At 64.2% G+C, this 25,772-nt stretch carries 24 protein-coding genes; 11 read left to right on the top strand and 13 right to left on the bottom strand.

Translation table 11 applies throughout. The features are described from left to right. The first annotated feature begins 26 nt into the window (after positions 1–26). On the top strand, positions 27–770 hold the full coding sequence (locus tag NKJ81_RS17950; RefSeq protein ID WP_352541225.1) for a 2OG-Fe(II) oxygenase: 744 nt from the start codon (positions 27–29) through the stop codon (positions 768–770). Positions 771–800: 30 nt separating this feature from the next. On the opposite strand, the gene NKJ81_RS17945 is transcribed toward NKJ81_RS17950, so the two are convergent. Both NKJ81_RS17945 and NKJ81_RS17940 read right to left on the bottom strand, forming a co-directional pair. Further along, positions 801–2,156, bottom strand: a complete 1,356-nt coding sequence (locus tag NKJ81_RS17945; protein ID WP_352541224.1) for a sigma-54-dependent transcriptional regulator — start codon at positions 2,154–2,156, stop codon at positions 801–803. Between the two features lie 6 nt (positions 2,157–2,162). Continuing rightward, positions 2,163–4,022 carry a sensor histidine kinase gene (locus NKJ81_RS17940; RefSeq protein WP_352541223.1) on the bottom strand — a complete coding sequence of 620 codons (1,860 nt, stop codon included), beginning with the start codon at positions 4,020–4,022 and terminating at the stop codon, positions 2,163–2,165. A gap of 238 nt (positions 4,023–4,260) precedes the next feature. Here NKJ81_RS17940 and NKJ81_RS17935 point away from each other — a divergent pair, with 238 nt between their 5' ends. The 3 genes from NKJ81_RS17935 (at position 4,261) to NKJ81_RS17925 (ending at position 7,548) form a co-directional block, all read left to right on the top strand. Further along, positions 4,261–5,592 carry a dicarboxylate/amino acid:cation symporter gene (locus tag NKJ81_RS17935; RefSeq protein ID WP_352541222.1) on the top strand — a complete coding sequence of 444 codons (1,332 nt, stop codon included), beginning with the start codon at positions 4,261–4,263 and terminating at the stop codon, positions 5,590–5,592. A gap of 473 nt (positions 5,593–6,065) precedes the next feature. After that, a complete protein-coding gene (locus NKJ81_RS17930; RefSeq protein ID WP_352541221.1) occupies positions 6,066–7,124 on the top strand; it encodes a glycosyltransferase family 2 protein in 1,059 nt (352 codons plus the stop codon). Between the two features lie 115 nt (positions 7,125–7,239). Then, the gene (locus tag NKJ81_RS17925; RefSeq protein WP_352451482.1) at positions 7,240–7,548 is read left to right on the top strand and encodes a HigA family addiction module antitoxin; all 309 of its coding nucleotides are present in this window, start codon (positions 7,240–7,242) and stop codon (positions 7,546–7,548) included. Positions 7,549–7,591: 43 nt separating this feature from the next. On the opposite strand, the gene NKJ81_RS17920 is transcribed toward NKJ81_RS17925, so the two are convergent. From NKJ81_RS17920 to NKJ81_RS17895, 6 genes are all read right to left on the bottom strand, one after another. Continuing rightward, the gene (locus tag NKJ81_RS17920; RefSeq protein WP_352541220.1) at positions 7,592–7,879 is read right to left on the bottom strand and encodes a DUF982 domain-containing protein; all 288 of its coding nucleotides are present in this window, start codon (positions 7,877–7,879) and stop codon (positions 7,592–7,594) included. Positions 7,880–7,968: 89 nt separating this feature from the next. Continuing rightward, on the bottom strand, positions 7,969–8,775 hold the full coding sequence (locus NKJ81_RS17915) for an ABC transporter permease (protein WP_352541219.1): 807 nt from the start codon (positions 8,773–8,775) through the stop codon (positions 7,969–7,971). Between the two features lie 4 nt (positions 8,776–8,779). After that, positions 8,780–9,613 (bottom strand): ABC transporter permease, encoded by an 834-nt coding sequence (locus NKJ81_RS17910; RefSeq protein ID WP_352473751.1) that lies wholly within the window; start codon positions 9,611–9,613, stop codon positions 8,780–8,782. 17 nt (positions 9,614–9,630) lie between these two features. Further along, positions 9,631–10,746 (bottom strand): ABC transporter substrate-binding protein, encoded by a 1,116-nt coding sequence (locus NKJ81_RS17905; protein ID WP_023677269.1) that lies wholly within the window; start codon positions 10,744–10,746, stop codon positions 9,631–9,633. A 67-nt stretch (positions 10,747–10,813) separates the two neighbouring features. Next, a complete protein-coding gene (locus NKJ81_RS17900) occupies positions 10,814–11,908 on the bottom strand; it encodes an ABC transporter ATP-binding protein (protein ID WP_023677270.1) in 1,095 nt (364 codons plus the stop codon). 124 nt (positions 11,909–12,032) lie between these two features. Next, the gene (locus NKJ81_RS17895; RefSeq protein WP_023677271.1) at positions 12,033–12,920 is read right to left on the bottom strand and encodes a LysR substrate-binding domain-containing protein; all 888 of its coding nucleotides are present in this window, start codon (positions 12,918–12,920) and stop codon (positions 12,033–12,035) included. A 75-nt stretch (positions 12,921–12,995) separates the two neighbouring features. Here NKJ81_RS17895 and NKJ81_RS17890 point away from each other — a divergent pair, with 75 nt between their 5' ends. Together NKJ81_RS17890 and NKJ81_RS17885 are read left to right on the top strand one after the other, a co-directional pair. Then, entirely contained in the window at positions 12,996–14,588 is a 1,593-nt protein-coding gene (locus tag NKJ81_RS17890; protein WP_352541246.1) for a zinc-binding metallopeptidase family protein, read from the top strand. Between the two features lie 33 nt (positions 14,589–14,621). Further along, positions 14,622–15,554, top strand: coding sequence for a dimethylarginine dimethylaminohydrolase family protein (locus NKJ81_RS17885; RefSeq protein ID WP_352541218.1), 933 nt, complete (start codon positions 14,622–14,624; stop codon positions 15,552–15,554). Between the two features lie 78 nt (positions 15,555–15,632). Here the strand turns inward: NKJ81_RS17885 and NKJ81_RS17880 are convergent, their stop codons facing one another. Next, the gene (locus tag NKJ81_RS17880; RefSeq protein WP_352541217.1) at positions 15,633–16,640 is read right to left on the bottom strand and encodes an ornithine cyclodeaminase family protein; all 1,008 of its coding nucleotides are present in this window, start codon (positions 16,638–16,640) and stop codon (positions 15,633–15,635) included. Positions 16,641–16,794: 154 nt separating this feature from the next. Between NKJ81_RS17880 and NKJ81_RS17875 the strand changes: the two genes are divergently transcribed. Beyond that, positions 16,795–17,256: an Lrp/AsnC family transcriptional regulator gene (locus tag NKJ81_RS17875; protein ID WP_023677275.1), complete on the top strand. Its 462-nt coding sequence runs from the start codon at positions 16,795–16,797 to the stop codon at positions 17,254–17,256. 69 nt (positions 17,257–17,325) lie between these two features. On the opposite strand, the gene NKJ81_RS17870 is transcribed toward NKJ81_RS17875, so the two are convergent. Both NKJ81_RS17870 and NKJ81_RS17865 read right to left on the bottom strand, forming a co-directional pair. After that, entirely contained in the window at positions 17,326–17,709 is a 384-nt protein-coding gene (locus NKJ81_RS17870) for a YybH family protein (RefSeq protein ID WP_023677276.1), read from the bottom strand. 152 nt (positions 17,710–17,861) lie between these two features. Next, positions 17,862–18,611, bottom strand: coding sequence for an SDR family NAD(P)-dependent oxidoreductase (locus NKJ81_RS17865; protein WP_352541216.1), 750 nt, complete (start codon positions 18,609–18,611; stop codon positions 17,862–17,864). A gap of 97 nt (positions 18,612–18,708) precedes the next feature. On the opposite strand from NKJ81_RS17865, the gene NKJ81_RS17860 reads away from it, so the two are divergent. After that, positions 18,709–19,602, top strand: coding sequence for a LysR family transcriptional regulator (locus NKJ81_RS17860; protein ID WP_352541215.1), 894 nt, complete (start codon positions 18,709–18,711; stop codon positions 19,600–19,602). An 81-nt stretch (positions 19,603–19,683) separates the two neighbouring features. Here NKJ81_RS17860 and NKJ81_RS17855 read toward each other — a convergent pair whose 3' ends face one another. Next, positions 19,684–20,112: a VOC family protein gene (locus tag NKJ81_RS17855; protein ID WP_352541214.1), complete on the bottom strand. Its 429-nt coding sequence runs from the start codon at positions 20,110–20,112 to the stop codon at positions 19,684–19,686. A gap of 216 nt (positions 20,113–20,328) precedes the next feature. On the opposite strand from NKJ81_RS17855, the gene NKJ81_RS17850 reads away from it, so the two are divergent. Continuing rightward, on the top strand, positions 20,329–21,531 hold the full coding sequence (locus NKJ81_RS17850) for an MFS transporter (RefSeq protein ID WP_352451471.1): 1,203 nt from the start codon (positions 20,329–20,331) through the stop codon (positions 21,529–21,531). Positions 21,532–21,628: 97 nt separating this feature from the next. Here the strand turns inward: NKJ81_RS17850 and NKJ81_RS17845 are convergent, their stop codons facing one another. After that, entirely contained in the window at positions 21,629–22,531 is a 903-nt protein-coding gene (locus NKJ81_RS17845) for a sigma-70 family RNA polymerase sigma factor (RefSeq protein WP_352541213.1), read from the bottom strand. A gap of 203 nt (positions 22,532–22,734) precedes the next feature. Between NKJ81_RS17845 and NKJ81_RS17840 the strand changes: the two genes are divergently transcribed. Together NKJ81_RS17840 and NKJ81_RS17835 are read left to right on the top strand one after the other, a co-directional pair. Beyond that, the gene (locus tag NKJ81_RS17840) at positions 22,735–24,141 is read left to right on the top strand and encodes an MFS transporter (protein ID WP_352541212.1); all 1,407 of its coding nucleotides are present in this window, start codon (positions 22,735–22,737) and stop codon (positions 24,139–24,141) included. Between the two features lie 433 nt (positions 24,142–24,574). Continuing rightward, positions 24,575–25,771 carry an acyltransferase family protein gene (locus NKJ81_RS17835; RefSeq protein WP_352541211.1) on the top strand — a complete coding sequence of 399 codons (1,197 nt, stop codon included), beginning with the start codon at positions 24,575–24,577 and terminating at the stop codon, positions 25,769–25,771. Position 25,772 lies beyond the last annotated feature (1 nt).

Here is a 25,772-nt window from a genome sequence, read left to right as displayed (position 1 = left end):
CAGAGAAGCTACAGGAGGCGAAAGCCATGACAATCCATTCGATAGGCGCGAAAGCGGCGGTCAAATCGGCTGAGGCGCGCGTTGCCGGATATGACTGGCGGACGCTGGCCGATGAGCTGAGCGGCTATGGTTGCGCGGTGATGGAAAAGCTGCTGACGCCGCAGGAGTGCCGGCATATCGCCGGACTTTATCCGGACGAGAGCCATTTCCGCAGCCATGTCCACATGGCGCGGCATGGCTTCGGCAAGGGCGAGTACCGCTATTTCCGCTATCCCTTGCCCGATCTGATCGGCGGCTTGCGCACCGCGCTCTATCCGCGCCTGGCCGCGGTCGCCAACGACTGGAACGAGCGCATAGGTATCGCCCAGCGCTATCCCGACGAACACGCCGCGTTCCTCAGGCAATGCCACGAGCAGGGCCAGACGCGGCCGACGCCGCTCCTGCTGCAATACGTTCCCGGCGACTTCAACTGCCTGCATCAGGATCTCTACGGCGATCTGGCGTTCCCGCTGCAGGTGGCGATCCTGTTGTCCGAACCCGGCAAGGATTTCACCGGTGGCGAGTTCGTGCTGACCGAGCAGCGTCCGCGCATGCAAAGCCGCGCCGAAGTGGTGCCGCTGCGCCGGGGCGATGCAGTCGCCTTCGCGGTCCACAATCGACCGGTCCAGGGCACACGAGGCAATTACCGGGTCAATCTCAGGCACGGCGTCAGCCGGCTCCGTTCCGGCATGCGCCACACCGTCGGCATCATCTTCCACGACGCCAAGTAACCGGGCCGCCCGGTCAAGCCCTGGCGACGATTACCTCGAAAAATCGCTGCGCACGATGCCGTGGCGCTGGAGCTTGTCGTAGAAAGTCTTGCGCGGAATCCCCAGCGCCTCGATCGTGCGCCTGACGTCGCCCTCGTTGCGGCCAAGCGTCTCGCGGATGATGTCGGCCTCGTAGCGCTCCAGCCGCTCCGGCAGCTTCATGGCGGTGTTCGATTGGGTCGGGGCAGGGGGTTGTGCTTCGGCGCCTTCCTCCAACCCAAGCACGAACCGCTCGGCGAAATGCGCCAGTTCGCGCACATTGCCCGGCCAGCCATGGTCGCTCAGATGGCGATGCACCGAAGCCGGCACTGCCGGCACCTGGCGGTGGAAACGGGCGGCGGCGCGCTCGGCGAAATAGAAGAACAGCAGGGCGACATCGTCGCGGCGTTCGCGCAGCGGCGGGATCGAGATCGTCACCACGTTGAGCCGATAATAGAGATCCTCGCGGAAAGCGCCGCGCTGGCGCGGATCACCGAGATCGACCTTGGCGGCGGCGACGACGCGCAGATCCACCGGCCGCACCTCGTTGGTGCCGAGCGGGGTGACCTCGCGCATTTCCAGCACGCGCAGCATCTGCACCTGTGTCGAGACCGGCATGCTTTCGATCTCGTCGAGGAACAGCGTGCCGCCGCTGGCGTGCTCGATGCGGCCGATCCGTTTCTTCTGAGCGCCGGTGAAGGCGCCGGCCTCATGGCCGAACAATTCGCTTTCGATGACGGTCTCCGGCAGCGTGCCGCAATTCAGCGCGACGAAATTGCCCTTGGCGCGGCGGCTCCAGCGATGCAGAAGGCTTGCCACCACCTCCTTGCCGGAGCCGGTCTCGCCGGTCACCAGCACATCGACGTCGGTGTCGGCGATCTGGCGTAGTGTGCGGCGCAGCCTGTCCATCGCCGGCGTCTGGCCGATCAGCGGCAGGCCGTCCTGCGCCTCTCCGGCCCCCTCGCGCAAGGCCCGGTTCTCCATCACCAGGCGGCGCTTTTCCGCTGCGCGGCGCACGCTCTGTACCAGCCGGTCGGCGGCGAAAGGCTTGGTGATGAAGTCGTAGGCGCCGTCCTTGATCGCCTTGACGGCCATGGCGATGTCGCCATGTCCGGTGACGAGGATGACGGGAATGTCGGTATCCAGCCGCAGGATGCGGTTGAAAAGCTGCAAGCCGTCGATCTGAGGCATGCGGATATCCGACACCACGACGCCGGTAAAACCGGCGTCGAGCCCGGCCAGCGCCTCGGCCGCCACCGCAAAGGCCGAGACCGAGAAGCCGGCAAGCTCCAGCGTCTGCACGGTGGCCTTGAGGAGATCGCGGTCGTCGTCGATCAGGATCACCGGCGCGGCATTGTCGTTCGTCATGATGGCTTACGCTGCTGTCTGGAGATGAATGGTGAAGCGGGTGCCGCTGTCGTCGCTCGAAACTTCGATGCGGCCGCCATAATCGGCGACGATGTCCTTCGAGATGACGAGGCCAAGGCCAAGGCCTTTTTCCTTGGAGGTGTTGAACGGCGTGAACAGCGATTTGAGGATCGCGGGTGGAATGCCGGGTCCGTTATCGGACACGCCGACCGTCACGCCGTCCGCGGTCTCGTCGACCGACACCTGCACATGAGCGTCGTCGCGGCCGTCGAGTGCTTCGAGCGCGTTCTGGAAGAGGTTGATCAGCACCTGTTCGAGCCGCACCCGATTGCCCATGACCTTGAGGCTCGGCGGCGGCAGGTCGATGGCCAATGCGTCGAGCCGGCCGGCAAAGCGGCTTCTCAACAGCATGACGGCGCCTTCGATGACACCACGTAATTCGACAGGCTCGGCGGCGGTGCGGCCCTTGCGGGCAAATGCCTTCAACTCCTCGGTGATTGAGCCGATGCGTTCGGTAAGGGCTGCGATAGCGCCGAGGTTTTCCTCGGCCGGCCCGGTCTGCTTGCGGTCGAGGAAGGTGCGGGCATTGTCGGCATAGGCGCGTATGGTGGCGACCGGCTGGTTGATTTCATGGGCGACACCGGCCGCGACCTGGCCGAGGATGGCGAGGCGGTTGGCCTGGACCAGATCCTGCTGCACGATTTGGAGCTTGGCTTCCGTGCTGCGGTGGCCTGTTATCTCGGCCTGCAACCGGTCTCGGGCGCGGCTCAAATCCTCGGTCCGTTCGACGACGCGGCGTTCGAGTTCGGTGCGGGCCGCCTGTTCGGCGGCAATCCGCATCTGCGCCGACTGCCGGCGCCACAACAGATACGCGGCAAGGCCGAGCAGCGGGACGACGACGCCGAGCGCAAGAAGCCGCATTTCGCGGACCGCGGCGGCGATCGGCGCTTCGACTGGGATCAGATAGTCGAGCCGCCAGGGGGTCGAAGGGATCGGTGTTGAAAGGCTGAGATACTCCGTGTCGCTGGCGCCGGGCGTCATCGCGTGGACGATCGACACATCCGGGCTGAGCGCCTGCGCGTGCATGATCGGCAACGGCACAAGCGGCGCGTCGCCGAACTGTTGGCTGTCGCGGATCGCGGCTTGCTTAGGTGCGGCCAGCGGTGCGGTTGTCATGAAACGCCAGGACGGCACGCTGGTGATCAGCACGACGCCGTTCTCGTCGCTGACATAAGCCGGGCGATTCGCCTCGCGCCAGTCGGCTTCGAGCTGGTCGAACTCCATCTTGACGACGACGACGCCGAGCGGTGCGGCTGCATCGCCGACGCGCCGCGAGATGTAGAGGCCGGGACGCTTGCTGACATTGCCGAGCGCAAAATACTCGGCGGTTCCGGCCTGCATCGCGCCGGAGAAATAGTCGCGGAAACGGTAGTCGTTGCCGACGAAGCTGATCGGCTCGCGCCAGTTGCTGGAGGCGATCGCCAGTCCATCGGTGCCGACGACATAGAGCACCGACGCCTTGGTGCCCGAGACCAGCCCCTCGAGCTTGCGGTTCAGCACATCGATTGCCGCGGCATTTTTCTGCGACAGCGCGTCACGCACTTGCTGGTCTGCGGACAAAAGCAGCGGCAGGGCGCGCGGACTTTCGAGCACGGCGCGCAGCAGCGCGACCTTCAGGTTGGCGTCGGTATGCCCCTGCGCCGCCAGGGTCCCGACCTCGGCGGTGCGGCCGTAAAGGCCGGCGCCGTAGAGCGCTGCCGTGACGATCAAAAGCGCGATGGCCGCAAACAGCAGCCAGGCTCGGCGCGCCCGCCTGGCGAGTTGCTCGGGCGTCGAAGACAAGGCACCGGCGGGGCGTTGCAGCATCGCCCATTTGTGCATGAATTCGCACAAAGCACAATTCGACCAATGCGGAGATTCGCACCTATCCATGCGTCCAGCACAGCGGACGTTTGCGAATGCTCAACAAAATCAATGATGAAAAGCTCTTCTGCGTATCTGGCACGACTGTTGCAAACACGAATTCAGCAGTCGCGAGGCTGCTGGTCTCAAAACAACTGCCCCGGGGAGTCGAGCTTTCGATCGGGGCGCCATGGAGGACGTCATGCAGACAGCAATCGCTGCCGCCGAGCCGCGCGGCAAACTTCCCTTATACCGGCATCTTTATGTGCAGGTGCTGGCGGCGATCGCCGCCGGCGTGCTGCTCGGCCATTTCTATCCCGAAACCGGCGAGGCGATGAAGCCGTTCGGCGACGCCTTCATCAAGCTGGTGAAGATGGTGATCGCGCCGGTGATCTTCCTGACCGTGGCGACCGGTATCGCCGGCGTTTCCGACCTGCAGAAGGTCGGCCGCGTCGCCGGCAAGGCGATGATCTATTTCCTGGTGTTCTCGACGCTGGCGCTGGTCGTCGGCCTGGCCGTCTCCAATGTCGTCCAGCCCGGCGCCGGCATGCACATCAATCCAGCGACGCTCGATACCGCCAAGGTGGCGGCCTATGCCGAGAAGGCGCACGACACTACCATCGTCGGCTTCCTGATGAACATCATCCCCGACACCATCACCGGCGCCTTCGCGCAGGGCGACATCCTGCAGGTGCTGTTCTTCTCGGTGCTGTTCGGTGTCGCCCTGGCACTGGTCGGCGATCGCGGCCGTCCGGTCGTCGATTTCCTGCAGGCGCTGACCACGCCGATCTTCCGCCTCGTCGCCATCCTGATGAAGGCCGCGCCGATCGGCGCGTTTGGCGCCATGGCCTTCACCATCGGCAAATACGGCATCGGCTCGATCGCCAACCTCGCCATGCTGATCGGCACGTTCTACTTGACCGCGCTGCTGTTCGTGCTGGTGGTGCTCGGCGCTGTCGCCCGCTACAACGGCTTCTCGATCCTGGCGCTGATCCGCTACATCAAGGAAGAGCTGCTGCTGGTGCTCGGCACCTCGTCCTCGGAAGCGGCATTGCCGGGCCTCATGGCCAAGATGGAGCGCGCCGGCTGCAACCGCTCGGTGGTCGGTCTGGTCATCCCGACCGGCTATTCCTTCAACCTCGACGGCACCAACATCTACATGACGCTGGCGGCGCTGTTCATCGCGCAGGCGACCGACACGCCACTCACCTACGGCGACCAGATCCTGCTGCTCGCTGTCGCCATGCTGAGCTCCAAGGGTGCCGCCGGCATCACCGGCGCCGGCTTCATCACCCTGGCGGCAACGCTTTCGGTCGTCCCCACCGTGCCGGTCGCCGGCATGGCGCTGATCCTCGGTGTCGACCGCTTCATGTCGGAATGCCGGGCGCTGACCAATTTCATCGGCAATGCGGTGGCGACAGTGGTGGTGGCACGCTGGGAGGGAGAACTCGACCAGACGAAGTTTGCCGCCGCCATGGCCGGCGACTTGCCGGAGGAAGTCGACCTGTCGCTGCCGGGTTTGCAGGCCGCCTGACCGTCCAGGCCATATGACCACAAGGCCCCGGAGGCGGTTCGCTGGCTTCGGGGCAACAGCGGCGGCGGTCGCGGTATGCCGCCTGAAACGCAACCTGAAGTGGCGCTATTTTCGACGCGGGGCTTGTTCCAGCCGCATTTGCAGGCCAGTATCCGCTATGCCTTCAGGGCACCTGTCCGCTTCGCTCCCGACCTGATCGCGAGGCGAGACATTTCCGTCGGGCTCGGTTTGCAACACCATCCTTGCCGAACCGTCGGAGCTTTTGCTGCCGCCCGCGTTCTGGCTATGGCGGCAGCTCTCGAAGGCAATGGCGGCCTCACTGCGAAGTCGCAAGCGAAACGTGACCCGTCTCCTGGTGGAAAGCGCAAGCTTTTCTGAGGGGAACTCGTCGCGCCTGAAGAGGGGCACTTGAAGAGGGGGGCGGGCCCATGAGGGCCTTTGCCGAACCAAAGCAAGATGCGAGGTCAAACGCGATGCAGCCTGTCATTCCGGTATCCATCATCATCCCGAACTACAACTATGCGCGGTTCCTCAAACGCAGCATCGACAGCGCCCTCGAGCAGGACTACGCGGATGTCGAAGTCATCGTCGTCGACGATGCATCGCAGGACAATTCCACGACAATCATGGAATCCTATCGCGATGAGATACTCGCATGCCCGCGGGCGCAAAATGGCGGACACGCGGCGGCGTTCAACACCGGCTTTGCGGCGAGCTCGGGCAAGATCGTCCTGTTCCTCGACGCCGATGATTATCTTTATCCAACCGCCGTCTCCACCATTGTCGAAACGTGGGATGATGCAACCGCTCAGGTCCAGTCCAGACTGCATATCGTCGACGAGGGGCAACGCATCAAGGATGTCTTTCCGCCGCCCGAATTGCCTTTCGACAGCGGCGACGTCATGCCGAAACTCCTGCACAAGGGCCGCTATCAGACGACAGTGACCAGCGGGCTGGCCTTTGACCGCGCAACGCTCGAATCGATCATGCCGATACCGGAGCCGGAGTTCCGGCAGGGCGCCGACGGCTATCTGGCAACGCTGGCGCCGATGTACGGGCATGTCCAATCGATCGACGAATGCCTCGGCGCCTACCGGATCCATGGCGCCAACCATTCAGTCTTCGGTGAAAAGCTCGCCGAGCGGGCACGCTGGCGGGTAACTCACGATTTCCGCCGCATGCAGGCGCTGTCGGACCAGGCCGCCGGGATCGGCCTGACCATCGTGCCGTCGGATGCTGTCCGCCACGATCCGGTCCACCTGGAAGAGCGGCTGGCGTCGCTCTGCGCGGACAGCGGCCGACATCCCGTGGCCGACGATTCCCGGCTGGCGCTCGGGGCGGCCGGCGCCGTCGCCAGCCTCGAAATGACCGCATCCCTGCGGCGGCGTGCAATCCTTGCCGCCTGGTTCCTGTCGGTCGGGGTGTTGCCGCGGAAAATGGCGACCGCGGTGCTGTCGTGGAAGCTTGATGCGTCGTCGAGGCCGGCATTTTTGAGCCGCCTGTCCAAGACCATCCGCCACGCCATGGGATAGTGGGTGGCGCTGTGCCACAACTCCGCCAGGTTTTCGGTAGGTCTGGCAACCCGGGTAGATTTCGAACAATATCATTATGGGTACGTGGCGCCCCAAGCGAAAGGACAACCAGCCCATGACCTCTTATGAGCCGATGCGTCCGATGGAGCGCTGCCCATCCCACCCTGGAGCGCTGCTTGACGACATTATCCCGGCAACCGGAAAGACCAAGGTGGAGATCGCCAATCTGCTCGGAATCTCGCGCCAGCAGCTTTATGACATCATCCGCGAAAAGAAGCCGGTGTCGCCGGCTGTCGCTGCCCGTCTTGGAAAGATGTTCGGCGACGGCGCCGCGATCTGGCTCAGGATGCAGGCCGCCTATGATGCGTGGCACGCGGAACGCGAGGTTGACGTCAGCGCCATTCCAAGGCTGCATGCTGCCTGAGATGCAATAGATCGGCCGAACCACCGAGGCTCTCACAAATCGATCACGGTCCCGCCTGCCTGGACCGGTTCTCCGGTTCGACGGCGCGCTCGACCAGGACATGCGCCGCCCGCGCGGCCTCGACGAACGCGTCCCTGGCGGCTTCGGTCCAGCGATCGTCGCTCATGGCGCGGCGGCATGTGCGCAGTGCCAAGCCGTGTTTGGCGCTGCCGGCGTCACGCCAGTGGGCTTCCAGCAACTCGACAGCCTGACGTGCGTTGGAAATGTTGCGGATATCTCCCACGATGCCGACCGCAACCGCAACCGGCTTGGCAAACCATCCCTGGGTCATGACGGAGCCTTCGACGTGTTGAACTACTTATAACGAAAATCGTAGCGCAAGGTTTCATTTGCGCCAGTCACCACGGCGTGAGGCGGCCCTCACTGCGCCGCGCGCAGCCTGACCACGACGCTGCGCGCCACAAGCACCAGTACGGTGATGACGATCAGGATCACCGAGAGTGCGGCGATCGCCGGGTCGATGTTGTCGCGCAGGCCCATCCACATCAAGCGCGGCAGCGTGATGGCGTTGACCGAGGTGATAAACAGGGTGACGCCGATCTCCTCCCAGGACAGCACGAAAGACAACAACGCCGCGGTGACGATGCCGAACTTGATATTGGGCATGATGATGCGGGTGGCGCGCTCCCACACGGTGGCGCCGAGGCCACGGGCGGCGAGGTCGATGCGGCGGTCGAGCTGGCTGAGCGACACCAGGATCAGCACCGTGGCGAAGGGCACCGTCATCACCGCATGCGCCATGGCGACACCCAGCCAGGTGTCATAGCCGAAGAACGACGAGAACCCCGAGATCGAGGTCAGCAGGAAGTAGAGCGTGATTGCCGAGACCACCGGCGGCACCACCATCGGCAGCAGCACAAAACCGACCAATGCTGCCGTGAAGCGCGGCTGGAACATCCAGATGCCGAGGCTGAAGCAGAGCGCCAGCACGGTGGAAAAGGCGCTGCTGACGATGCCGATCCTGATCGAGAGCAGGATCGAATCGATCCAGCGCGGATCCTCGATCAGCGCCCGGTAATGGCGCAGCGACAATTCGCCCGACGGCATCGCCAGCATGCGGCTCGGCGTCAGCGATACCGGGATGACGGCGAGCAGCGGCAGCAGCAGGAACAGCGCGACGAGGGCGGCGAGGACCAGCGAGACGGGACCGGGGCGGTAGGTCGGCATCGCGCTACACCAGTTGCTTGGGTCTGATATAGCGGAACAGCAGCGCCATCAGCGCGCCGACAAACAGCACCAGCACGACACTGATTGCGGCGCCCAGGCCCCAGTCCGGGCTCTGGAAGATGCGAAGGTAGATCAGCTCGGCGATCATCACGCTACGGCCGCCGCCGAGGATCGCCGGCGTGACGAAGAAGCCGAGCGAAAAGACGAAGACGATCAGCGCCGAGCCGATGATGCCGGAGCTGGTCATCGGCACGAATACCGACCAAAAGGTGCGCATACGGCTGGAGCCGAGGCCGCGCGCCGCCAGCAGCACACGGTCGTCGAGGCTGCGCATCGATGAGGCCAGCGGAAACACGGCGAAGGGAATGAGGAAATGCGTCATGCCGACGATAACGCCGAACTCGTTGCGCACCAGCGCCAGCGGCTCTGAGATGAAGCCGACCGCCTGCAGCCAGGTGTTGATCAGGCCGCGATTGGACAAAAGCGCCACCCAGCCGAAGGCGCGCGTCAGCACCGAGATCCAGAACGGCACCAGGATGCAGAACTCGGCCACGACGCGCTGCACCGGCGTGCCGCGTACCCAGACAACGGTGATGGCGTAGGCGGCGACAACCGAAACGATCGTCACGATCGCGGCGATACGCAGCGTGCGGATGAAGACCGACTGCACCAGCTGATCCGTGAGCAGCGCATTGTACTGCCCCAGCCCCGGCGTGGGCAGGGTGAAGCTCCATTTAACCACGCCAAGGAATGGCCAGGCATAGGCCAGCACAAGAAAGAGGAGCAGCGGCGCCATCAACAGCGCCGCGCCCATCCTGTCGGAGAGGTATGCTCTCATCCGGTTATCCCGGCTTGTCAGGCGGAGATGATCTTCGTGTATTCGTCGAGTGCTGCCCCGTAGTTCTTGGCGTACCAATCCATGTCGAGCGGGATCTGCTTCTTCATGTTCTCGGGATCGACCGGATTGATGCGCCTCTTGTCGGCGGGTATCAGCGCATCGGTGGCCGGGTTGGCCGGACCCTGACCGAGCTTTTCGAACATGATGAGTTCCTTCTCCGGGTCTTGGGTGCTGGCGATGAACTTCATCGCCGCGTCCTTGCCGCCGGGATTGCCCTTGAGCACGGCGAGCGCGCCGGGCGAGATCAGGCCCTGGTCCCAGATGAACTTGATCTTGCCGCCGGAATCCTGCTCGATGAGCGAAGCCCGGGTCGACCAGACGATCGCCATCGAGGCCTCGCCATTGAGCAGCACGCTCTGGCTTTCGGCGCCGCCACCCCAATAGGCGACGACGTTTTCCTTGAAGGCGGCGATCTTGTCATGCGCGCGCTTGAGGTCGAGCGGGTAGAGCGATGCCGGCGCGATGCCGTCGGCGAGCAGTGCCGCTTCCCAGCTCGACACGCCCCATTTGTAGAGCGAGCGCTTGCCGGGGAATTTTGCCACGTCGAAGAAGTCGGCCATGCCGGTTGGTGCTTGGCTGCCGTATTTCTCGGCATCATAGGCGATGACATAGGAGAAGAAATAGGTGGAGGCGGCGTATTCCCAGCCGAAGCCCGGCCGCATCTTCTTCTTGTCGACGACCGCATAATCGATCGGCTCGAGCATGCCTTGGGCGCCGAGCGTGATGGCCGAGAACGGATCGACGTCGACCAGGTCCCAGGTCGGGGCGCCGCTCTTGAACTGCGCCGCGATCGCGCCTTCGGTCGGGCCGGAGCCGTCCATCTTAACGACGATGCCGGTTTCCTTGGTGAAGGCCTGGCCGTAAGCCGCGTCATAGGCGGTAATGGCGTCGCCGCCCCAGTTGACCAGCACCAGTTCCTTAGCCGCGGCAAAGGCGCCGGTCGAGCGCAGCAGCATCGGCGTGCCGGCCAGCACCAGTGCGGCCAGCTGCGTAAACTGCCGGCGCGAGATCTCGCCGCGCACTGCCCTGGCGGATAGCGCCTCGATGGAATTTTTCTTGGTTTGGTTTGTCATGTCAGTTCCCCTTTTTTGTCGTTGATATTTCCTGAAAGTCAGCTTGGCGAATTCGCCGCGCCGATCGTCATTGTCCTCCGTTCGGAAGGAGGAAGCCTTTCTCCGCCGGCCAGGTCAGCCAGACGGAATTGCCCTTGCTGAGCGCGGAAGCGGCGACCTCGTTCGGCACAGAGATCGTCACCTTGGCGCCTTGCCGCGTCGTCAGATCGAGCCGCGTCGCAGCGCCGAGATAGGTCGAGGCGACGGCAGTCGCGGCAATGCCGTTCTCGCCTGTCGCGGCTTCGCGGGCGATCGACATGTATTCGGGCCGGATCGCCAGGATGGCGTCGCCCCGGACCTTCTCGGCCTTGCAGCGCATGCTGATCGCGCGGTCTTCGCAGAGGCCCGTCGAGCCATTGTTGGCCGGGCGTACGCCCTTCAGCGGCAGCATGTTGATCTCGCCCAGGAACTCGGCGACGAAGCGGTTGTCCGGCCGGTCGTAGACCTCGTCCGGCGCGCCGACCTGCAGCAATTTGCCGTGGTTGAAGATGGCGACGCGAGATGACAACGCCAGCGCCTCGCTCTGGTCATGGGTGACGAAGACGAAGGTGGTGCCGGTCTCCTGGTGCAACCGCTTCATCTCGGCCTGCATCTGGCCGCGCAGGCCCTTGTCGAGTGCTGAAAACGGCTCATCGAGCAAAAGTACGCCCGGCTCGAACACCAGCGCCCGCGCCAGTGCGACCCGCTGCTGCTGGCCACCGGACAATTGCGACGGCAGTTTCTTTTCGTGGCCCTTGAGCCCGACGCGCTCGATCATTTCGCCGACGCGGCGTTTGATCTCGGCCGCCGGTTTCTTTCGCACCTTGAGCGGAAAGGCGATGTTGGCCTCGACGCTCATATGCGGGAACAGCGCATAGCCCTGGAACACCATGCCGGCGGCACGCTGCTCGGCCGGCCGCTCGGTGATGTCGACGCCGTCGCTGTAAAGGCGACCGTCGGTCGGCTGAATGAAGCCGGCAAGGATCATCAGGAAGGTGGTCTTGCCGGAACCGGAGGGGCCGAGCAGGGTGAGGAACTCGCCACGGCCGATATCGAGCGTCAGATCGTCCAGCGCACGGAACGAGCCGAAGCTCTTGCCGATCCCGATTGCCTTGATCTCTGCGGCCCGGCCGGGTTGCTGCATCCTGCCCTTTCCTTAGCGTAGCCGAAATCGTAGGCAGGGCGGCGGCTCACCGCAACCGAATAGTTTTCGCCTGATCGGCAAATTTGATTCATCTATGCGCCAATCTCCCCCTCGAGGGGGGAGATTAACGCTGGTTCTCCGACAGCTTCGACCGCAGCCACCGCCCAAACGCCTCCAGCACCGGATGCGCCGCCTTGGCGTGCTCGGAAACCAGAAAATACGAGCGCGGTGAATTGATCGCTATGTCGAAGGGGCGGACCAGCCGGCCTTCGCTCAGTGCCCGGCCGCTGGTCAGCTCGTCGCCCATGGCGATGCCCTGGCCGGCGATCGCCGCCGAAAAGACCAGGTTCATGTCGGAAAAGAAGATGCCGCCTTCCGGGTCGGGGTTCTCGACCTTGGACAGCGCCAGCCAGCGCGCCCAGTCCTCGGTATCGCCGAGATGCAGGAGATTGGCGCGCAGCACGTCGGCCGGCTTGGAGAAGCCGCCGATCTTGTTGAGCAGCGTCGGGCTGCACAGCGGCGTAAAGGAGATCCCGCACAACAGCTCGACCGCGCGGTTTGGCCAATTGCCGACGCCGAAGGCGATGAAGGCATCGGCCTCGGCATTGCTCACGTCGTCGAGACGGCGCGGCGTCAGGATGCGCAGCGCGACATCGGGGTACATCTGCCGGAACTCGCCGATATGGGTGCACAGGAACAGCGAGGCGAAACCCGGCGTACAACTGACGCTGAACGAGCCGCCGATGCCGGTGCCGGCATGGCGTGTCACCGCGTCGCCCAGCACCGTCAGCGCCTTGCGCACGTCGCTGGCATAGCGCTGGCCGCGCGGCGTCAGCGCCACGCCCTTGCCAATGCGCTCGAGCAGGTCGAAGCCGAGATCGCGTTCGAGCAGGCGAAGCTGATGGCTGACTGCGCTGCGGGTCAGATGCAGTTCGTCGGCGGCGCGCCAGACGCTGCCGTGGCGGGCAAAACTGTCGAGGGCGCGCAGCGCCTGCGTCGAGGGAATTCTCAAGAGGTGAACCGAATTTGCATGAGCCGGGAAAACATATCACTTTTTGGCGGGGCGCTTCACTGCTTTCTTTCCGCCATGGAGAAACCGGTGACCTCCGCGCAAGTGACCGCACTTGCCTTTCTGGACGACATCCAGCCGTCGCTATCGGCGTGGACGCGGGCGATCTTCGATTTCGGCGAGACCGCCTGGCGCGAATACCAGTCGGCCGCCTGGTATGTCGAGCATCTGAAGCACGAAGGCTTTTCCGTCGAGGAAGGTTCTGGCGGCATGCCGACCGCCTTCTGCGCCCACTGGGCCAATGGCGCGGGGCCGACCATCGGCCTGTATGCCGAGTATGATGCAGTGCCCGGCAATTGCCAGGATGCTGCGACGGTGAAGCGACCGCGCCCGGGCCTCGGCGAACAGGCTGGCGGCCACACCGATCCGCATTCCGGCCTCGGCATTGCCAGCCTCGGCGGGCTGCTGGCGACCAAGGCGGCGATGCAGCGCCACGGCATATCAGGCACGCTGCGCTTCACCGGCGAGCCGGCGGAGAAGGTGCGCGGGTCGAAGCCGATCCATGCCGCGAAGGGCTATTACGATGGGCTAGCGGGCATGGTCTCCTTCCATCCTTTTTATATGCTGCCGCTCTGCAATACCGCGCGCTGGGATACGCATTGCGGTGCGGCCTATGCGATGATCTACCGCTTTGTGTGCGACGAGCCGGAACATTGGGCGAGGGCGGCAGGCGGCGCAGCACCCATCCCGCAGGCGCATTCGGCAGTCAGGGCGCCCGGCGCCAACGACGCGCTGATGATGATGTATATGGCGTCCAAGGCGCTGCGCGATTCCATGCTGCCGCATCAGGGCGGCTGGTCGATCAGCGAGGCGATCCTGACGGCGGGCCAGGCGACCGCCGACAATCTGCCGGCCGGGCTGGCCGAGATCCAGTACATGATCCGCGTGCCGACGCTGGCGATGGCCGAGCAGGTCACCGCCGTGCTCGACCGCAATGCGGAAGCCGCAGCCAGGATGAGCGGCTGCCGCCATGAGCGGCACTGGGTGTCGAAGTCGCGGCCGGGGCTGGCCAATCACGTCATGGCCGGTATTGCCTTCGACGCGCTGGCGGCGGTCGGGCCGCCGTGCTGGGACGAGACGGCCAAGGCGATCGCCCGCGAAGTCCAGCTCAATGCCGGGGGCGAGGCGACCGAGGAACCATTCATCGACGAACTGGACCGGCTGATTGCACCACAGGCGGCCGAGGCGCTCCTGCGCCGTGACTTGCCGCCATCGCAGCTGAATTCGACCTCCGACGATTACACCGACATGTCGTGGCAGACGCCGACGGCGCGGTTCTACGTCGCCCGGCCGGCGCTGCGATCCGAGAACGGCCACGCGTTTCCGTCCTGGGCGATGAATGCGCTGGGCGGCATTTCTGCCACCATCGACCCGATGGTCATCTGCGCCGCAAAGACGGTCGCGCTGGCAGCACTTCGCCTGTTGGAAGACGAGGCTGCGCGCGACGCGGCGATGGATGAATTCGTCACCCGCACCGGCGGCGGCATCGGCGGCTCGAACTGGATCGCGCCGCTCTGCGACTACGATCCGCCCATCGGATTTCGCTGGCCGGAATACATCACCACCCCGCGCGGACGGGATTGGTGGATACCAGGCAACCAAGCCGCATGATCAACCAAGCCGCCCTTCACGAGGAGAAACCCCATGACCGTCCATGACCGCATCGTCGCCGAGGCGTTTTCGCTGCAGCACCGCAACCCGGCCGGCGGAACCAAGCCGCTGACCGCCTGGGGCTTCGCCAACGAGACCGACGTGCTGACCAACGTGCTGCTCGGCTCGCCGAATTTCCTGCGCCATCTCTCGACCAGCTCGCTGTCGCGCAAGCATCTGCGCGAAGCGCCATGCAACGTCCAGATCGCGCAGGCGCAGCACAAGGACTTGGTCGCCGCCTATGAGCATTTCGGTGTCAACATCCACTGGCACGAGCCGACGCCGGAGTTGCCGATGCAGGTCTACTCGCGCGATTCCAGCGTCATGACGCCGTACGGCGCCATCATCACCGCCATGTCGCAATGGTGGCGGCGCGGCGAGAACTACGCGGCGATCCGCACCTATGAGAAGCTCGGCATCCCGATCTACGACATGGTCACCGCGGGCACGTTCGAGGGCGGCGACTTCAACGTCATCGAGGACGGCGTCGTGCTGATCGGCTGCGGTGGCGCCCGCACGCAGGAGGAGGGCGCGCGCCAGGTCCAGGCCTGGTTCGACAAGGAGGGCTGGGAGACCCGCATCGCCTTCATCGACGAGTATTACGTCCATATCGACCTGATGGTGGTGCCGATCGCCGAAAAGCTGACCGCCGTCTGCCTTGCCTGTACAGAGCCCGGCATCGTCGACTGGCTGAAGGGCAAGGGCCACGAGATCATCGACGTGCCGTTCCAGGATACTATGGCGCTCGGCTGCAACTTCATGTCGCTGGGCAAGGACAGGGTAATCGCCCCGACCTCGAGCCAGACACTGATCGGCCAGCTCAAGGCGCGCGGCTTCGAGGTGGCGGCCATCGACATGAGCGAGGTCTCGAAGACCGGCGGCGGCATCCACTGCATGGCGCAGGCGCTGAAGCGCGAGCCGGCCTGAGGGGCCGGCCTAGCCCGGCCGCTTGCGCGAAAGCGCCATTGTCAGCACCGTCGATCCCGCCTGGCGCGCGGCGCGCGCCTACAGCACGACGAGCTTTCCCTTGCGCAGACGCCGGGCGCAACGATAGACGAGGTCGGCAGCGACCATGTCTTCCATCGCAATGCCCATCGCCTTGTAGGTGGTGATCTGTTGATCCGAAACGCGGCCCGGCGCGCGGTCGAGCAGCATGGCGCCAAGCTCGGTGCCGAAATCCGGGTCGAAGCCGGCAAGCTCGCAAGATCCGACCGGGGTCGGTCTGAATGCATCCTTGGTTTCGACAAAAAGACTGGATCTGCCGATGAGCTCGATCGGCATTTCACCGCCGGGCGGCGCCACCCCGACCGAGGAGACATGCGTGCCCGGCTGGACCCAGCCTGCGTCGATCACCGGCTGGTAGGAGTGGGTCGCCAGGCACACCACGTCGGAACTGCGCACTGCCGTCTCGAGATCGGCGACCGCCACCACCGACGGATGCAGCCGGGCAAGCGCTGCCGCATCGTCGAAGCTCTTCGAAGCGACACGGATTTCGGCAAAGTCGCGCACCAAGGGCAACAGATGCAGGTGCTGGTTGGCCTGCACGCCGGCGCCGACCACGGTCGCTATCCTGGCGTCCCTGCGGGCAAGCGTGCGCACCGACAGCACGGCGGAGCCGGAGGTCCGCACCGCGGTTATGAAGGTGCCGTCCATGATACAGACCGGCAGGCCGGACAGCGGATCAAACAGGGTGATGGTGGCGAGGTGGCTGGGCAGGTTCTTGGCTAGGTTGCCTTCGAAGACGTTGACGATCTTGACGGTCAGGTTCATGCCCTCCATCCAGGCCGGCATGGCGAGGCTGTAGCCGGCCTCGGGGATGTCGAGCTGTGGTCGGGGTGGATTGACGACCTTGCCTTGTGACAGCGCCTTGAAGCCGTCTTCCAGAACATCGAGAAGCTGACTGAGGTCGATGCATTCCATCACGTCGGTTTCGCTCAGCACCAGGATCTCGGTCGCTCCCTTGCTGATTTCTGCCGCACTCTTGCCGGCTGGGCTGAACGCTTCCTTGGTCATCCTGCACTCCTGTGTTCGAAATCGGCTCACCACGTTTGCTTAAGCGGTGAGGGAAGCGCAGGCTATTGCGAGGTTTTATGTTATGAAATACGTTGATTTCGGCGTCTCTGCGTGAAATCAACACGCAAATCCCTTAGATAGCGTGGATTGTGAAATGAGCGACCTCGACCAGATAGACCGCAGCCTGCTCCGGTTGCTGCAGGAAGACGGCCGTCGGACGACGCTTGATCTCGCCGGGCGCGTCGGGTTGTCGCCGACCGGAACCAGCCAGCGGGTTAAGCGCCTGTTCCGCGACGGGTTCATCACCGCGGTCAGGGCCATGCTCGATCCGCGCAAGGTCGGCCGGGGAACGCTGGTGTTCATCGAGGTCCGGCTTGACCACACGGCGCCTCATGTCTTTGACCGCTTCGCCGAAGCCGTGGCGAAAGCTCCGGAGGTTCTGGAGTGCCATATGGTGGTTGGCGGTTTCGATTATCTGGTCAAGGCGCGGATCGCCGATATGGCGGTGTTCCAGGATTTCCTGCAGCGGGTCATCCTGCCGCTGCCCGGCGTGCGCGAAACGCACACGTTCGCCTCCATCGCCGATGTCAAGCCGAACGCCCTCTTGCCGGTGTGATCAGGTGGAGGGAATCAGAGCGACCTGCATCGCATCTTGGCCCAGGTGCAGAGATGCCGGAGACCGGCTCTAGCCTTGCTGGGTCAGCAGGTTTGCGTCGCGTGCGAGCCGCCACTCACCATCCGCCTCCTTGCGCAGGAGCGTCAGCGCATATCCCGATCGATGGACCGGCTCGCCATTCGGCGGGGTCGCGGTCATATTGATGCGGCTGCGGATGAAGGCCCAATTGCCGAGAAGCTGTAGTTCCACGATATCGCTCGTGCCGTCGATATGAACGCCGGCCGTCTCCCGCGCGGCTGCCGCGAAGATCTCCTTGTCGAAGGGTTCCCGGCCGGGAACCATGAAGATTGCGTCGTCCGTCATCAAGCTGAGGACGGTCGCGATGTCTCCACGCTTGCTCGCATCCATCCACGTCTCGACCAGCTTTCGGATTGCTTTTTCGTCGCCCGTCATTCGTTACCTCCCTGGCATCTCGCCGTCATCGATGGCGCACGGCGCTCCTCCCTCGCTGCTACATAGGGCTTAGGTCGCTCTCGTCATCGATTGCAGTGCGTCGCGCCGCGGGTAGCACGGTCAGCGAGCCGGCAGGTTCGCGCCCTCCATGCCTATCGCCAGCCACCCGAGGCGGTGATGCGCTCGCCGGTCAGCCAGGACGCTTCGTCGGAGGCGAGGAACACCGCGACGCGGGCGACATCGTCGGGCAGGCCGAAGCGACCGAGCGGCGTCTTGGCTACAATCTGCTTCTCGAATTCGCTGCCGACGATGCCGATGCGCGCGAGGCCCTCGGTATCGATGCCGCCGGGCGCGATGGCGTTGACGCGGATGTTGCGTGCGCCGAGCTCCCGCGACATCGACAGCGTGATCGTGTCCACCGCACCTTTGGTCGCGGCGTAGACGAGCGAGTTCGGCTGCGGATTGCGGCTGGCGACCGAGCTTATGTTGATGATGCTGCCGCCGCCCGCGCCAAAATGCTTCACTGCTGCTTGCGTGGTCAGAATGATGCCCAACACATTGGTGTCGAACTCGCGGTGAAACTCGCCCTCGGTCACCGCTTCCAGCGGCTCGAATGCGAAGACTCCGGCATTGTTGACCAGTATGTCGAGCCCGCCAAACTCCAATTTCGCCGCCTCGAACAGGCGGCGCACATCAGCCGCTTGCGACACGTCGCCCTGGACGGCGACGGCGCGGCCGCCACGGTCCTCGATCTCGGCGACAACGCGGTCAGCGCCTTCCCGTGACGAGGCGTAGTTGACGACCACTGCGGCGCCGGCCGTGGCAAGACTCTTGGCGATGGCGGCGCCGATACCCTTGGAGGCGCCGGTGACGATGGCGACCTTGCCGTTCAGCTTGCTCATCAAATCTCTCCTTTGTTGACGATGAGCGGTATTTAATCATGATCGAAACGCGTATTATGGTGCCCACAATCCGTTCTTTCGTTCCTGGAATTCCGGAATGACCACCATCCTCGAAAAGACCGCCGGTCTCGTCGCCTTCGTCCGAACCGTCGATGCCGGCTCTTTCCATGCCGCCAGCCGGCTGGTCGGCTCCAGCCCGTCGGCGGTGTCGAAAAGCGTGGCGCGGCTCGAGCGCCGGCTCGGCGTCAGGCTGATCCAGCGCTCGACGCGTCGGCTCGGGCTCACCAGCGAAGGCCTCGCCTATTACGAGCGCGTGGCGCCACTGCTAAGGGCGCTGGACGATGCCGAAGACATCGTCCAGATGGCCGATACGGCGCGCGGCCTGCTGCGCGTTACAGCGCCGGTCGAACTCGGTCGCGGCCTGATCGCGGCATGGGCGCAAGCGTTCCTTGCGCAGCATGGCGAAGTGAAGGTCGAGCTCAGCGTCACCGACCGTCACGCCGATCTGATCCGCGAAGGCTATGATGTTGCCGTGCGCATGGGGGCGCTGTCGGACACGGGGCTGGTTGCCCGCAAGATCGCCAATCTGCCGATCGTGCTGGTGGCCTCACCGGCCTATGTCGAGCGGCGCGGCCGCCCGGCATCGGTCGAGGACCTACAGAATCATGATTTCGTCCGCCACCAGATGGCCGGCCGGCCTTATCCGGTCACGTTTGCCGACGGTACGATGATCGTGCCGGATGGCCGGTTAGACACCGACGACGGCGGCGCCATCCGCAATGCAGCACTTGCCGGTGCCGGCATCGCGCATCTCATGCAGTTTGCGGTGCAGGACGATCTCGACACGGGCCGCCTGGTCCGCATGCTGCCCGAGGTGGCGATGCGGACCATGCCGGTGCACATCGTCCATGCCTACGGGCGGCAGCTACCGGTCCGGGCGCGGCTGTTCGTCGACTTCCTGGTGGGCCAAATGGCGGCACTGACGCGATAGGGCAGACGCGGTCTGACGCAAGCACCCAGCTTTTGGCAGAGACCAACCGTGCCGGCCGGTGCGAACCACCCTTACCCGAAGCTAGAACGTGATCTTCACTGAATCGGCGCTGCGGTTGGCCGCGCCGTGGTGGACGGCCTCGATGTTGTTGCCGTCGGGGTCGAGCAGGAAGGCGGCGTAATAGCCGGGATGGTAGGATCGTTCGCCGGGCGCGCCATTGTCGGTGCCGCCGCCGTCGAGACCGGCCCTGTAGAATGCGTCGACCATGGCGCGGTCATTTGCCTGGAAGGCCAGGTGGTGGCGGCCGGTCAGCTTTCCCAGGGCCGCCGGGCTGTCGGGGCTGGAAATGAACAGCTCGTCGGCCCAGAAATAATTATTGCCGGCGCCACCGATCGGTATGCCGAGCACGTTGAGAACCGCCTCGTAGAAACGACGGCTGGCCGCAAGATCCCTGACCACCAGCTGGAGGTGGTCGATGAGACGGCCGCGATGAAGTTCCTGATTTGCCATGCTTGACAGCTCCTGATCGCCGGTTGGAAATCTAGCTTCGAATGGTGCGCGGTCAATCCAGAAAGCCGTGGAATGGCGCCATCGCGCCGACTGGATAAAAAATGCAACCGGATTGTCGGATTCAAGACATGTCCAACGTCCTTCGGACGCAAGCGGCTCGGCGGAGCTCGAAAAGGTCGTGCCGTATCAACGCTTCCGGCATGGGAGAAAAGTGAAATGAGCCTTCCCTATCGTTGGGTTATCGTCGCGGCTGGCGCGCTGATGACCTGTGTCGCCCTCGGGGCAATGTTCTCGCTGGCGATTTTCCTCGAACCGATGGCGCTCGACACACAATGGTCGCGCGCCGGCATATCGAGTGCGATGACGCTGAACTTCCTGGTAATGGGCCTCGGCGGCTTCGCCTGGGGCGCCATTTACGACCGCTTCGGCGCCCGCATCGTCGTCATGACCGGCGCCGTGCTGCTCGGCCTGGCGCTGGTCCTGGCCAGCCGCACCGGTTCGCTGCTCGTTTTCCAGTTGGCCTACGGCGTGCTCGTCGGCCTCGCGGCAAGCGCCTTCTTCGCGCCGATGATCGCGCTCACCTCCGCCTGGTTCGACACGAACCGCAGCCTCGCCGTCTCGCTGGTCTCGGCCGGCATGGGCGTGGCGCCAATGACCATCTCGCCCTTCGCCCGCTGGCTGATTTCGGCCTACGACTGGCGCACCGCAATGTTCGACATCGGCATAACCGCGTGGGTGCTGCTACTGCCGGCCGCGCTTCTGGTGCGCCAGCCGCCCAAGCCCGCTGCCGACGGCGCTGCCCCAAGCGTTGCCGCCGAGGGTGCCGGCATGACGGTTCCGCAGGCGCTGCGCTCGCCGCAATTCATCGTGTTGGGACTGACCTTCTTTGCCTGCTGCGCGGCGCATTCCGGGCCGATCTTCCACATGGTGAGCTATGCCATGCTGTGCGGCATAGCGCCGATGGCGGCGGTCAGCATCTACAGCATCGAGGGCCTGGCAGGGCTGGGTGGCCGGCTGCTTTACGGCGTGCTTGCCGATCGGTTGGGCGTCAAGCCGGTGCTGATCACCGGGCTGGCCATACAGGCCGTGGTCATCGCAGCCTATCTGGCGGTCAGCGAGCTTGGTCAATTCTACACGCTCGCCGTCATCTTCGGCGCCACCTATGGCGGCGTCATGCCGCTCTATGCGGTGCTGGCGCGCGAATATTTCGGCCAGCGCATCCTCGGTACGGTGTTCGGTGCAGTAACCATGCTGTCCAGCCTCGGCATGGCTTTCGGCCCGCTCGCCGGCGGCATGGTGTTCGATGCCTATGCCAGCTATTCCTGGCTGTTCATCGGCTCGGCCCTTGTCGGGCTTGGCGCGATGGCGATTGCGATCGCCTTCCCGCCGCTGCCGCGCAGGGAGTTGCAACCGGCTTAAAGCAGGATCGGTGGAAAAGGGCGGCCGCTTGGATGGCAAGCGGCCGCGATCCAAAAATAGCTGGCAGTGTTTGTTCGGCATTATGAAACGCGAATTGCTATGCAAGCAGAGGCACCACCTCGGCGCCGTCAAGCGTGTAGCGCGCATAGCGGAAATCGCGAATTCTCGCCAATCTGTCGCCGGCCCATTCCAGCAGGATAAAGTATTTTAGCCCTCCGGCCGAGTCGTCCGGATCGATCACAAGAATGGCTGGCTGCCGATCCACCAGGCCTGGAAGCAGCCGCCAATCGTGGATACCCGCGTAATTGTGGAAGTACCGGCCCACTTTCGTGCGGCCACTCGCCCGGAGCCGGTTGACGAGGTCAAGCCGGACGTCCTCGGCCAGCATGTCGCGGATCGCATCGAAGTCGCGGGCGTTGAACCGCTCTACATAGGCTGCCAGACGCGCCTGCTCGGGCTCGGCCAACACCGGCACAGGCCGATCGTCAGGCTCGCCGGCGACCTGGCGCAGGTGCAGACGGCCGCGATGCAGTGCGGCTTTCACCGCCGGAACGCTGCTGTCGATAATGTTGCCGATCTCTTCGATCGTATAGCCGAGCACATCCATGAGGATGACGCTGCTACGCTGCGCCGCGGGCAGGCGCATGAAGGTCTGCAGGCTTGCGGCTGCAGTGTGTCGACCCTCGGCCGACATACCGGGGTCAGGGATCATATCGATATCCTCAACGACATGCGCGGCATCCAACCTGGCACGACGGCGTAGGTGGTCGAGCGCGGCATTGTGCGCGATGCGAAACAGCCAGCCCTCGACATTGGCTATCGGCCCGGTCCCGGGGAACGCCTCGAGCGCCTTGACCGTAGCTTCCTGGACGACATCCTCGGCATCGATCACCGAACCGGTCATGCGGGCACAATAGCGGTGCAGTTTCGGCCGCAATTCGCCGAGCAGCCGGTCAAATGGCTCCCGTCCTTCTGGGGTGCCGGTTGCGGATCCGGTCATCGCACAAGGATCAATTTCATGCGTATCTCCCAGGCAAGGCGCGGGTCATCAGGCGCAGCGTCTTATAGACGCTCGACGATGGCAAAAGGATTCGGTCGAAAAAACTTTGTTTGGCTGGAATCCTTTGATGGTTCCTACGCGTCTCTGGATCACGGGCCCGTCAACCTGGCGGGCCCTTTGTTCAAGCCGGAGGCGCCATAATCATGAGCAAGCAAAGTGCGGGATCAACGAAGGTCTGGGTTCTCGCCCTCACGTCGATAGGCTCCTTGATGGTCGTTCTCGATGCGATGGTCGTGGCGACGGCATTGAGCACGATGCGGGTCGAGCTCGATGCCTCGCTGGAGACGCTGCAATGGACGATGAACGCCTATAATTTGAGTTTTGCCGTCCTGCTCATGACCGGGGCTGCGCTCGGTGACAGGTTCGGCCGCCGCCGTACGCTCGTTGCCGGATTGGCGCTGTTCGTCGCAGCGTCGGTTGCCTGCGCGCTCGCTGGAAATGCCGGATTGCTGATTGCGGCCCGTGCGGTCCAGGGCGCAGGTGCCGCAATGGTCATGCCGCTGGCAATGGCGCTGCTGAGCGTCGCTTTTCCTCCGGAGGAACGAGGCAAGGCGCTGGGTATCTTCAGCAGCATCACCGGCCTGGCCCTGATCATCGGCCCGATGGCGGGCGGTGCGATTTCCGAAGGCCTCTCCTGGCACTGGATCTTCTGGCTCAATGTCCCGGTCGGCATCGTTCTCATCCCGCTGGTGATGCGTCGGATTCCGGAGAGTCACGGGCCGGGCACGGTTATCGATGTCCTCGGCGTCGTGCTGGTAACTGCGGCGGCATTCGGAGTGGTCTGGGGCCTCATGCGCGGCAACATCGTGGGCTGGAGCAGCTCTGAAGTGCTGACGGCGCTGACGGCCGGGCTGCTTTTCGCCATCGTGTTCGTCCTTTGGCAGCTGCGTACCCGTGAGCCCATGCTGCCTTTGCGGTTCTTTCGGGCGCACGCATTCTCCTCGGGCGTAGGGGCGAACTTCCTGCTTTGCGCCGCCATGTACGGCCTCGTGTTCCTGTTGCCGCAGTTTCTGCAGTTTGCCCAGAGCCGTGGGCCGTTCGGCGCCGGCATGGGATTGCTGCCCTGGACCGCGACGCTTTTCGTGGTCGCACCGATCTCCGGCAGCCTGATCAACCGCGTCGGCGAGCGCTGGCTTGTGGTGGCCGGACTGATCCTGCAAGCGGCTGGAATGGCCTGGCTGGCGCAGATCGCCGCACCTGATCTGCCCTATATCCAGCTAGTCGCCCCACTGATCATTACCGGTGCCGGCGTGTCGATGGCCATGCCTGCCGCGCAGAACGCGGTTCTCAATGCGGTCGCCCGGCCGGAGGTCGGCAAGGCTGCCGGCACGTTCAACACATTCCGCTTTCTCGGCGGCGTATCCGGGATCGCGATCGCCGGTGCGGTGTTCGCCGGCACTGGAAGCTTCTCGTCCACCGACGCGTTCAGCGATGGCTTCACCTCGGCAATCGACGTCTCCGCTCTGCTCTCGCTCGCCGGCGCGCTCGTCGGATTGGGGCTCCCGGAGCGTCGCGCAGTGGCGCTCGCGAATGCCAACAAGGAGGCGTAACTCGGGAGTGGGAAGCTCGCGCTTGCTCCCACTGTTGTCGCGCTAACAGCAGCCGCGCCAGCGCAGAAAAGAAGGTCGCGGAGCGTCGGTCGCCGGCCGGTCCTGTGGGGTCAATCTGTGTCCAGACCCCGATTTTGCGTCCGTGATGGCGGCGAACATGCTGCACCGCAGCACCCTCCCGCCGATATCGGCGGGCCAAGGCAGCGCGAGAAAATCGTCAAAAGTGGACAATTCAGGCTGCTTTCTGCTGTTCTTTAGCCTTTATTAGCTGCGCCTCACGCTCCTGTTTCAAATGTGTCAACTTTTTGTGTTGCGTTGCACAATGGTGGCCCTATTCTGCCTGAGGGGGGCGCTTCCGATTGGAATGCGCCGTGAACGACGCCGCTATATTGACCGATTGGCAGTTTCGCCGTCCCTCCGGCGTATGCCGCTAATGGGAAATGCGCGCGACACCCAATTGGACGCGCTGAGGGCCATCGCCGTGACGATGGTGCTGTACTCCCATTTCTTCGCGGCCGGAGGGTCCTCGTTCTGGGGCCATATCGGCGTGCGCCTGTTCTTCGTGCTGAGCGGCTTTCTGATCACGCGACTGCTGCTGGAAGCCAGAGCGGCCGCCGAATTCGAAACCGGACCGGCGCTGAAATCCTTCTATATCAGGCGGGCGCTGCGAATATTCCCGCCCTATTTCGCCGTGCTGGGTTTCGTCTGGCTGGTGGACCTGGAGCAGTCCAGAGGATCGCTGGCCTGGCATGCCCTCTATCTGTCGAATTTCTGGTACGCGGCGCAGAATGAATGGACGCCCTGGCTGCTCTGCCATTTCTGGAGCCTGAGCATCGAGGAGCAGTTCTATATCGCCTGGCCACTGATCGTCCTGCTGGCACCGCGCCAGCGCCTCGAAGCGATCTGCATCGGCGTGATCATGCTGTCGCTGGCCTACCGGTTTTATTGGCCGATCGCGGGAACGCCCGGTTTGGCGCGCGACCTGCTGCCGCCGGCGTCGATGGATGCATTGGCGTCAGGCGCGCTGCTCGCCGCCTACCGGTCAAGAACAGCCGGCTTGCCGCGATGGCTTCGAGCTGGCTGGCCGGGGCTCGCCGCGGCGTTTTTCGTTCTGCAGTGGTTTGCGCCGGCGCCGGCAAATCCGGTGCAGGAATGGGGTCTCTGGCTGCTGTTGCAGATCCTGCCTGTCGCGCCTCTGGTGGTCATCGTTGCAAGCTGTTCAACGGGCATTGGCGGTCGCGTCGGAAAACTTCTCGAACTGCCGCCGCTGCTTGGCCTTGGCCGCATCAGCTACGGCGTCTATCTCTACCATCCCATAGTGCTGGCTCTGGTTGTCAAGTCGCAGCCCTGGATCCCGCTCAACGTCTCGGAGCAAGGGCCGGGGCGGTTCCTGGTCGCGGGAACTGCGACGCTCATGCTGGCTTCGGTTTCGTGGCTGCTTTTCGAAAAGCCGCTCAACAGCCTCAAGCGCCACTTCCCCTATGTTGCTGGAAAAGGCCGCGGCGCCATCTCGGCAGGCATGGACGTGGGCAATGCCGGATGGCTCGCGGCGGGAGCATATCCGGGCAGGCCGCTTGATGGTGGCACGTCACCCTTGCCGCGCAAGCTGCACCGAACCGATCGGAGCTGAT

The sequence above is a fragment of the Mesorhizobium sp. M0018 genome, from assembly GCF_040323955.1.
GTDB lineage: Bacteria > Pseudomonadota > Alphaproteobacteria > Rhizobiales > Rhizobiaceae > Mesorhizobium.
Note: the sequence above shows the minus strand (reverse complement) of the source record. Positions and strands in the feature narration are given on the sequence as shown.

What these genes read in the sequence shown, in the direction of transcription:
- NKJ81_RS17935 (WP_352541222.1), top strand. Translation starts at nt 4,261, where the DNA reads ATGCAGACAGCAATCGCTGCCGCCGAGCCGCGCGGCAAACTTCCCTTA.
- NKJ81_RS17945 (WP_352541224.1), bottom strand. Translation starts at nt 2,156, where the DNA reads ATGACGAACGACAATGCCGCGCCGGTGATCCTGATCGACGACGACCGC.
- NKJ81_RS17920 (WP_352541220.1), bottom strand. Translation starts at nt 7,879, where the DNA reads ATGACCCAGGGATGGTTTGCCAAGCCGGTTGCGGTTGCGGTCGGCATC.
- NKJ81_RS17950 (WP_352541225.1), top strand. Translation starts at nt 27, where the DNA reads ATGACAATCCATTCGATAGGCGCGAAAGCGGCGGTCAAATCGGCTGAG.
- NKJ81_RS17845 (WP_352541213.1), bottom strand. Translation starts at nt 22,531, where the DNA reads ATGACCGGATCCGCAACCGGCACCCCAGAAGGACGGGAGCCATTTGAC.
- NKJ81_RS17850 (WP_352451471.1), top strand. Translation starts at nt 20,329, where the DNA reads ATGAGCCTTCCCTATCGTTGGGTTATCGTCGCGGCTGGCGCGCTGATG.
- NKJ81_RS17860 (WP_352541215.1), top strand. Translation starts at nt 18,709, where the DNA reads ATGACCACCATCCTCGAAAAGACCGCCGGTCTCGTCGCCTTCGTCCGA.
- NKJ81_RS17875 (WP_023677275.1), top strand. Translation starts at nt 16,795, where the DNA reads ATGAGCGACCTCGACCAGATAGACCGCAGCCTGCTCCGGTTGCTGCAG.
- NKJ81_RS17880 (WP_352541217.1), bottom strand. Translation starts at nt 16,640, where the DNA reads ATGACCAAGGAAGCGTTCAGCCCAGCCGGCAAGAGTGCGGCAGAAATC.
- NKJ81_RS17905 (WP_023677269.1), bottom strand. Translation starts at nt 10,746, where the DNA reads ATGACAAACCAAACCAAGAAAAATTCCATCGAGGCGCTATCCGCCAGG.
- NKJ81_RS17835 (WP_352541211.1), top strand. Translation starts at nt 24,575, where the DNA reads ATGGGAAATGCGCGCGACACCCAATTGGACGCGCTGAGGGCCATCGCC.
- NKJ81_RS17940 (WP_352541223.1), bottom strand. Translation starts at nt 4,022, where the DNA reads ATGCTGCAACGCCCCGCCGGTGCCTTGTCTTCGACGCCCGAGCAACTC.
- NKJ81_RS17855 (WP_352541214.1), bottom strand. Translation starts at nt 20,112, where the DNA reads ATGGCAAATCAGGAACTTCATCGCGGCCGTCTCATCGACCACCTCCAG.
- NKJ81_RS17925 (WP_352451482.1), top strand. Translation starts at nt 7,240, where the DNA reads ATGACCTCTTATGAGCCGATGCGTCCGATGGAGCGCTGCCCATCCCAC.
- NKJ81_RS17840 (WP_352541212.1), top strand. Translation starts at nt 22,735, where the DNA reads ATGAGCAAGCAAAGTGCGGGATCAACGAAGGTCTGGGTTCTCGCCCTC.
- NKJ81_RS17900 (WP_023677270.1), bottom strand. Translation starts at nt 11,908, where the DNA reads ATGCAGCAACCCGGCCGGGCCGCAGAGATCAAGGCAATCGGGATCGGC.
- NKJ81_RS17915 (WP_352541219.1), bottom strand. Translation starts at nt 8,775, where the DNA reads ATGCCGACCTACCGCCCCGGTCCCGTCTCGCTGGTCCTCGCCGCCCTC.
- NKJ81_RS17890 (WP_352541246.1), top strand. Translation starts at nt 12,996, where the DNA reads ATGGAGAAACCGGTGACCTCCGCGCAAGTGACCGCACTTGCCTTTCTG.
- NKJ81_RS17865 (WP_352541216.1), bottom strand. Translation starts at nt 18,611, where the DNA reads ATGAGCAAGCTGAACGGCAAGGTCGCCATCGTCACCGGCGCCTCCAAG.
- NKJ81_RS17885 (WP_352541218.1), top strand. Translation starts at nt 14,622, where the DNA reads ATGACCGTCCATGACCGCATCGTCGCCGAGGCGTTTTCGCTGCAGCAC.
- NKJ81_RS17870 (WP_023677276.1), bottom strand. Translation starts at nt 17,709, where the DNA reads ATGACGGGCGACGAAAAAGCAATCCGAAAGCTGGTCGAGACGTGGATG.
- NKJ81_RS17910 (WP_352473751.1), bottom strand. Translation starts at nt 9,613, where the DNA reads ATGAGAGCATACCTCTCCGACAGGATGGGCGCGGCGCTGTTGATGGCG.
- NKJ81_RS17930 (WP_352541221.1), top strand. Translation starts at nt 6,066, where the DNA reads ATGCAGCCTGTCATTCCGGTATCCATCATCATCCCGAACTACAACTAT.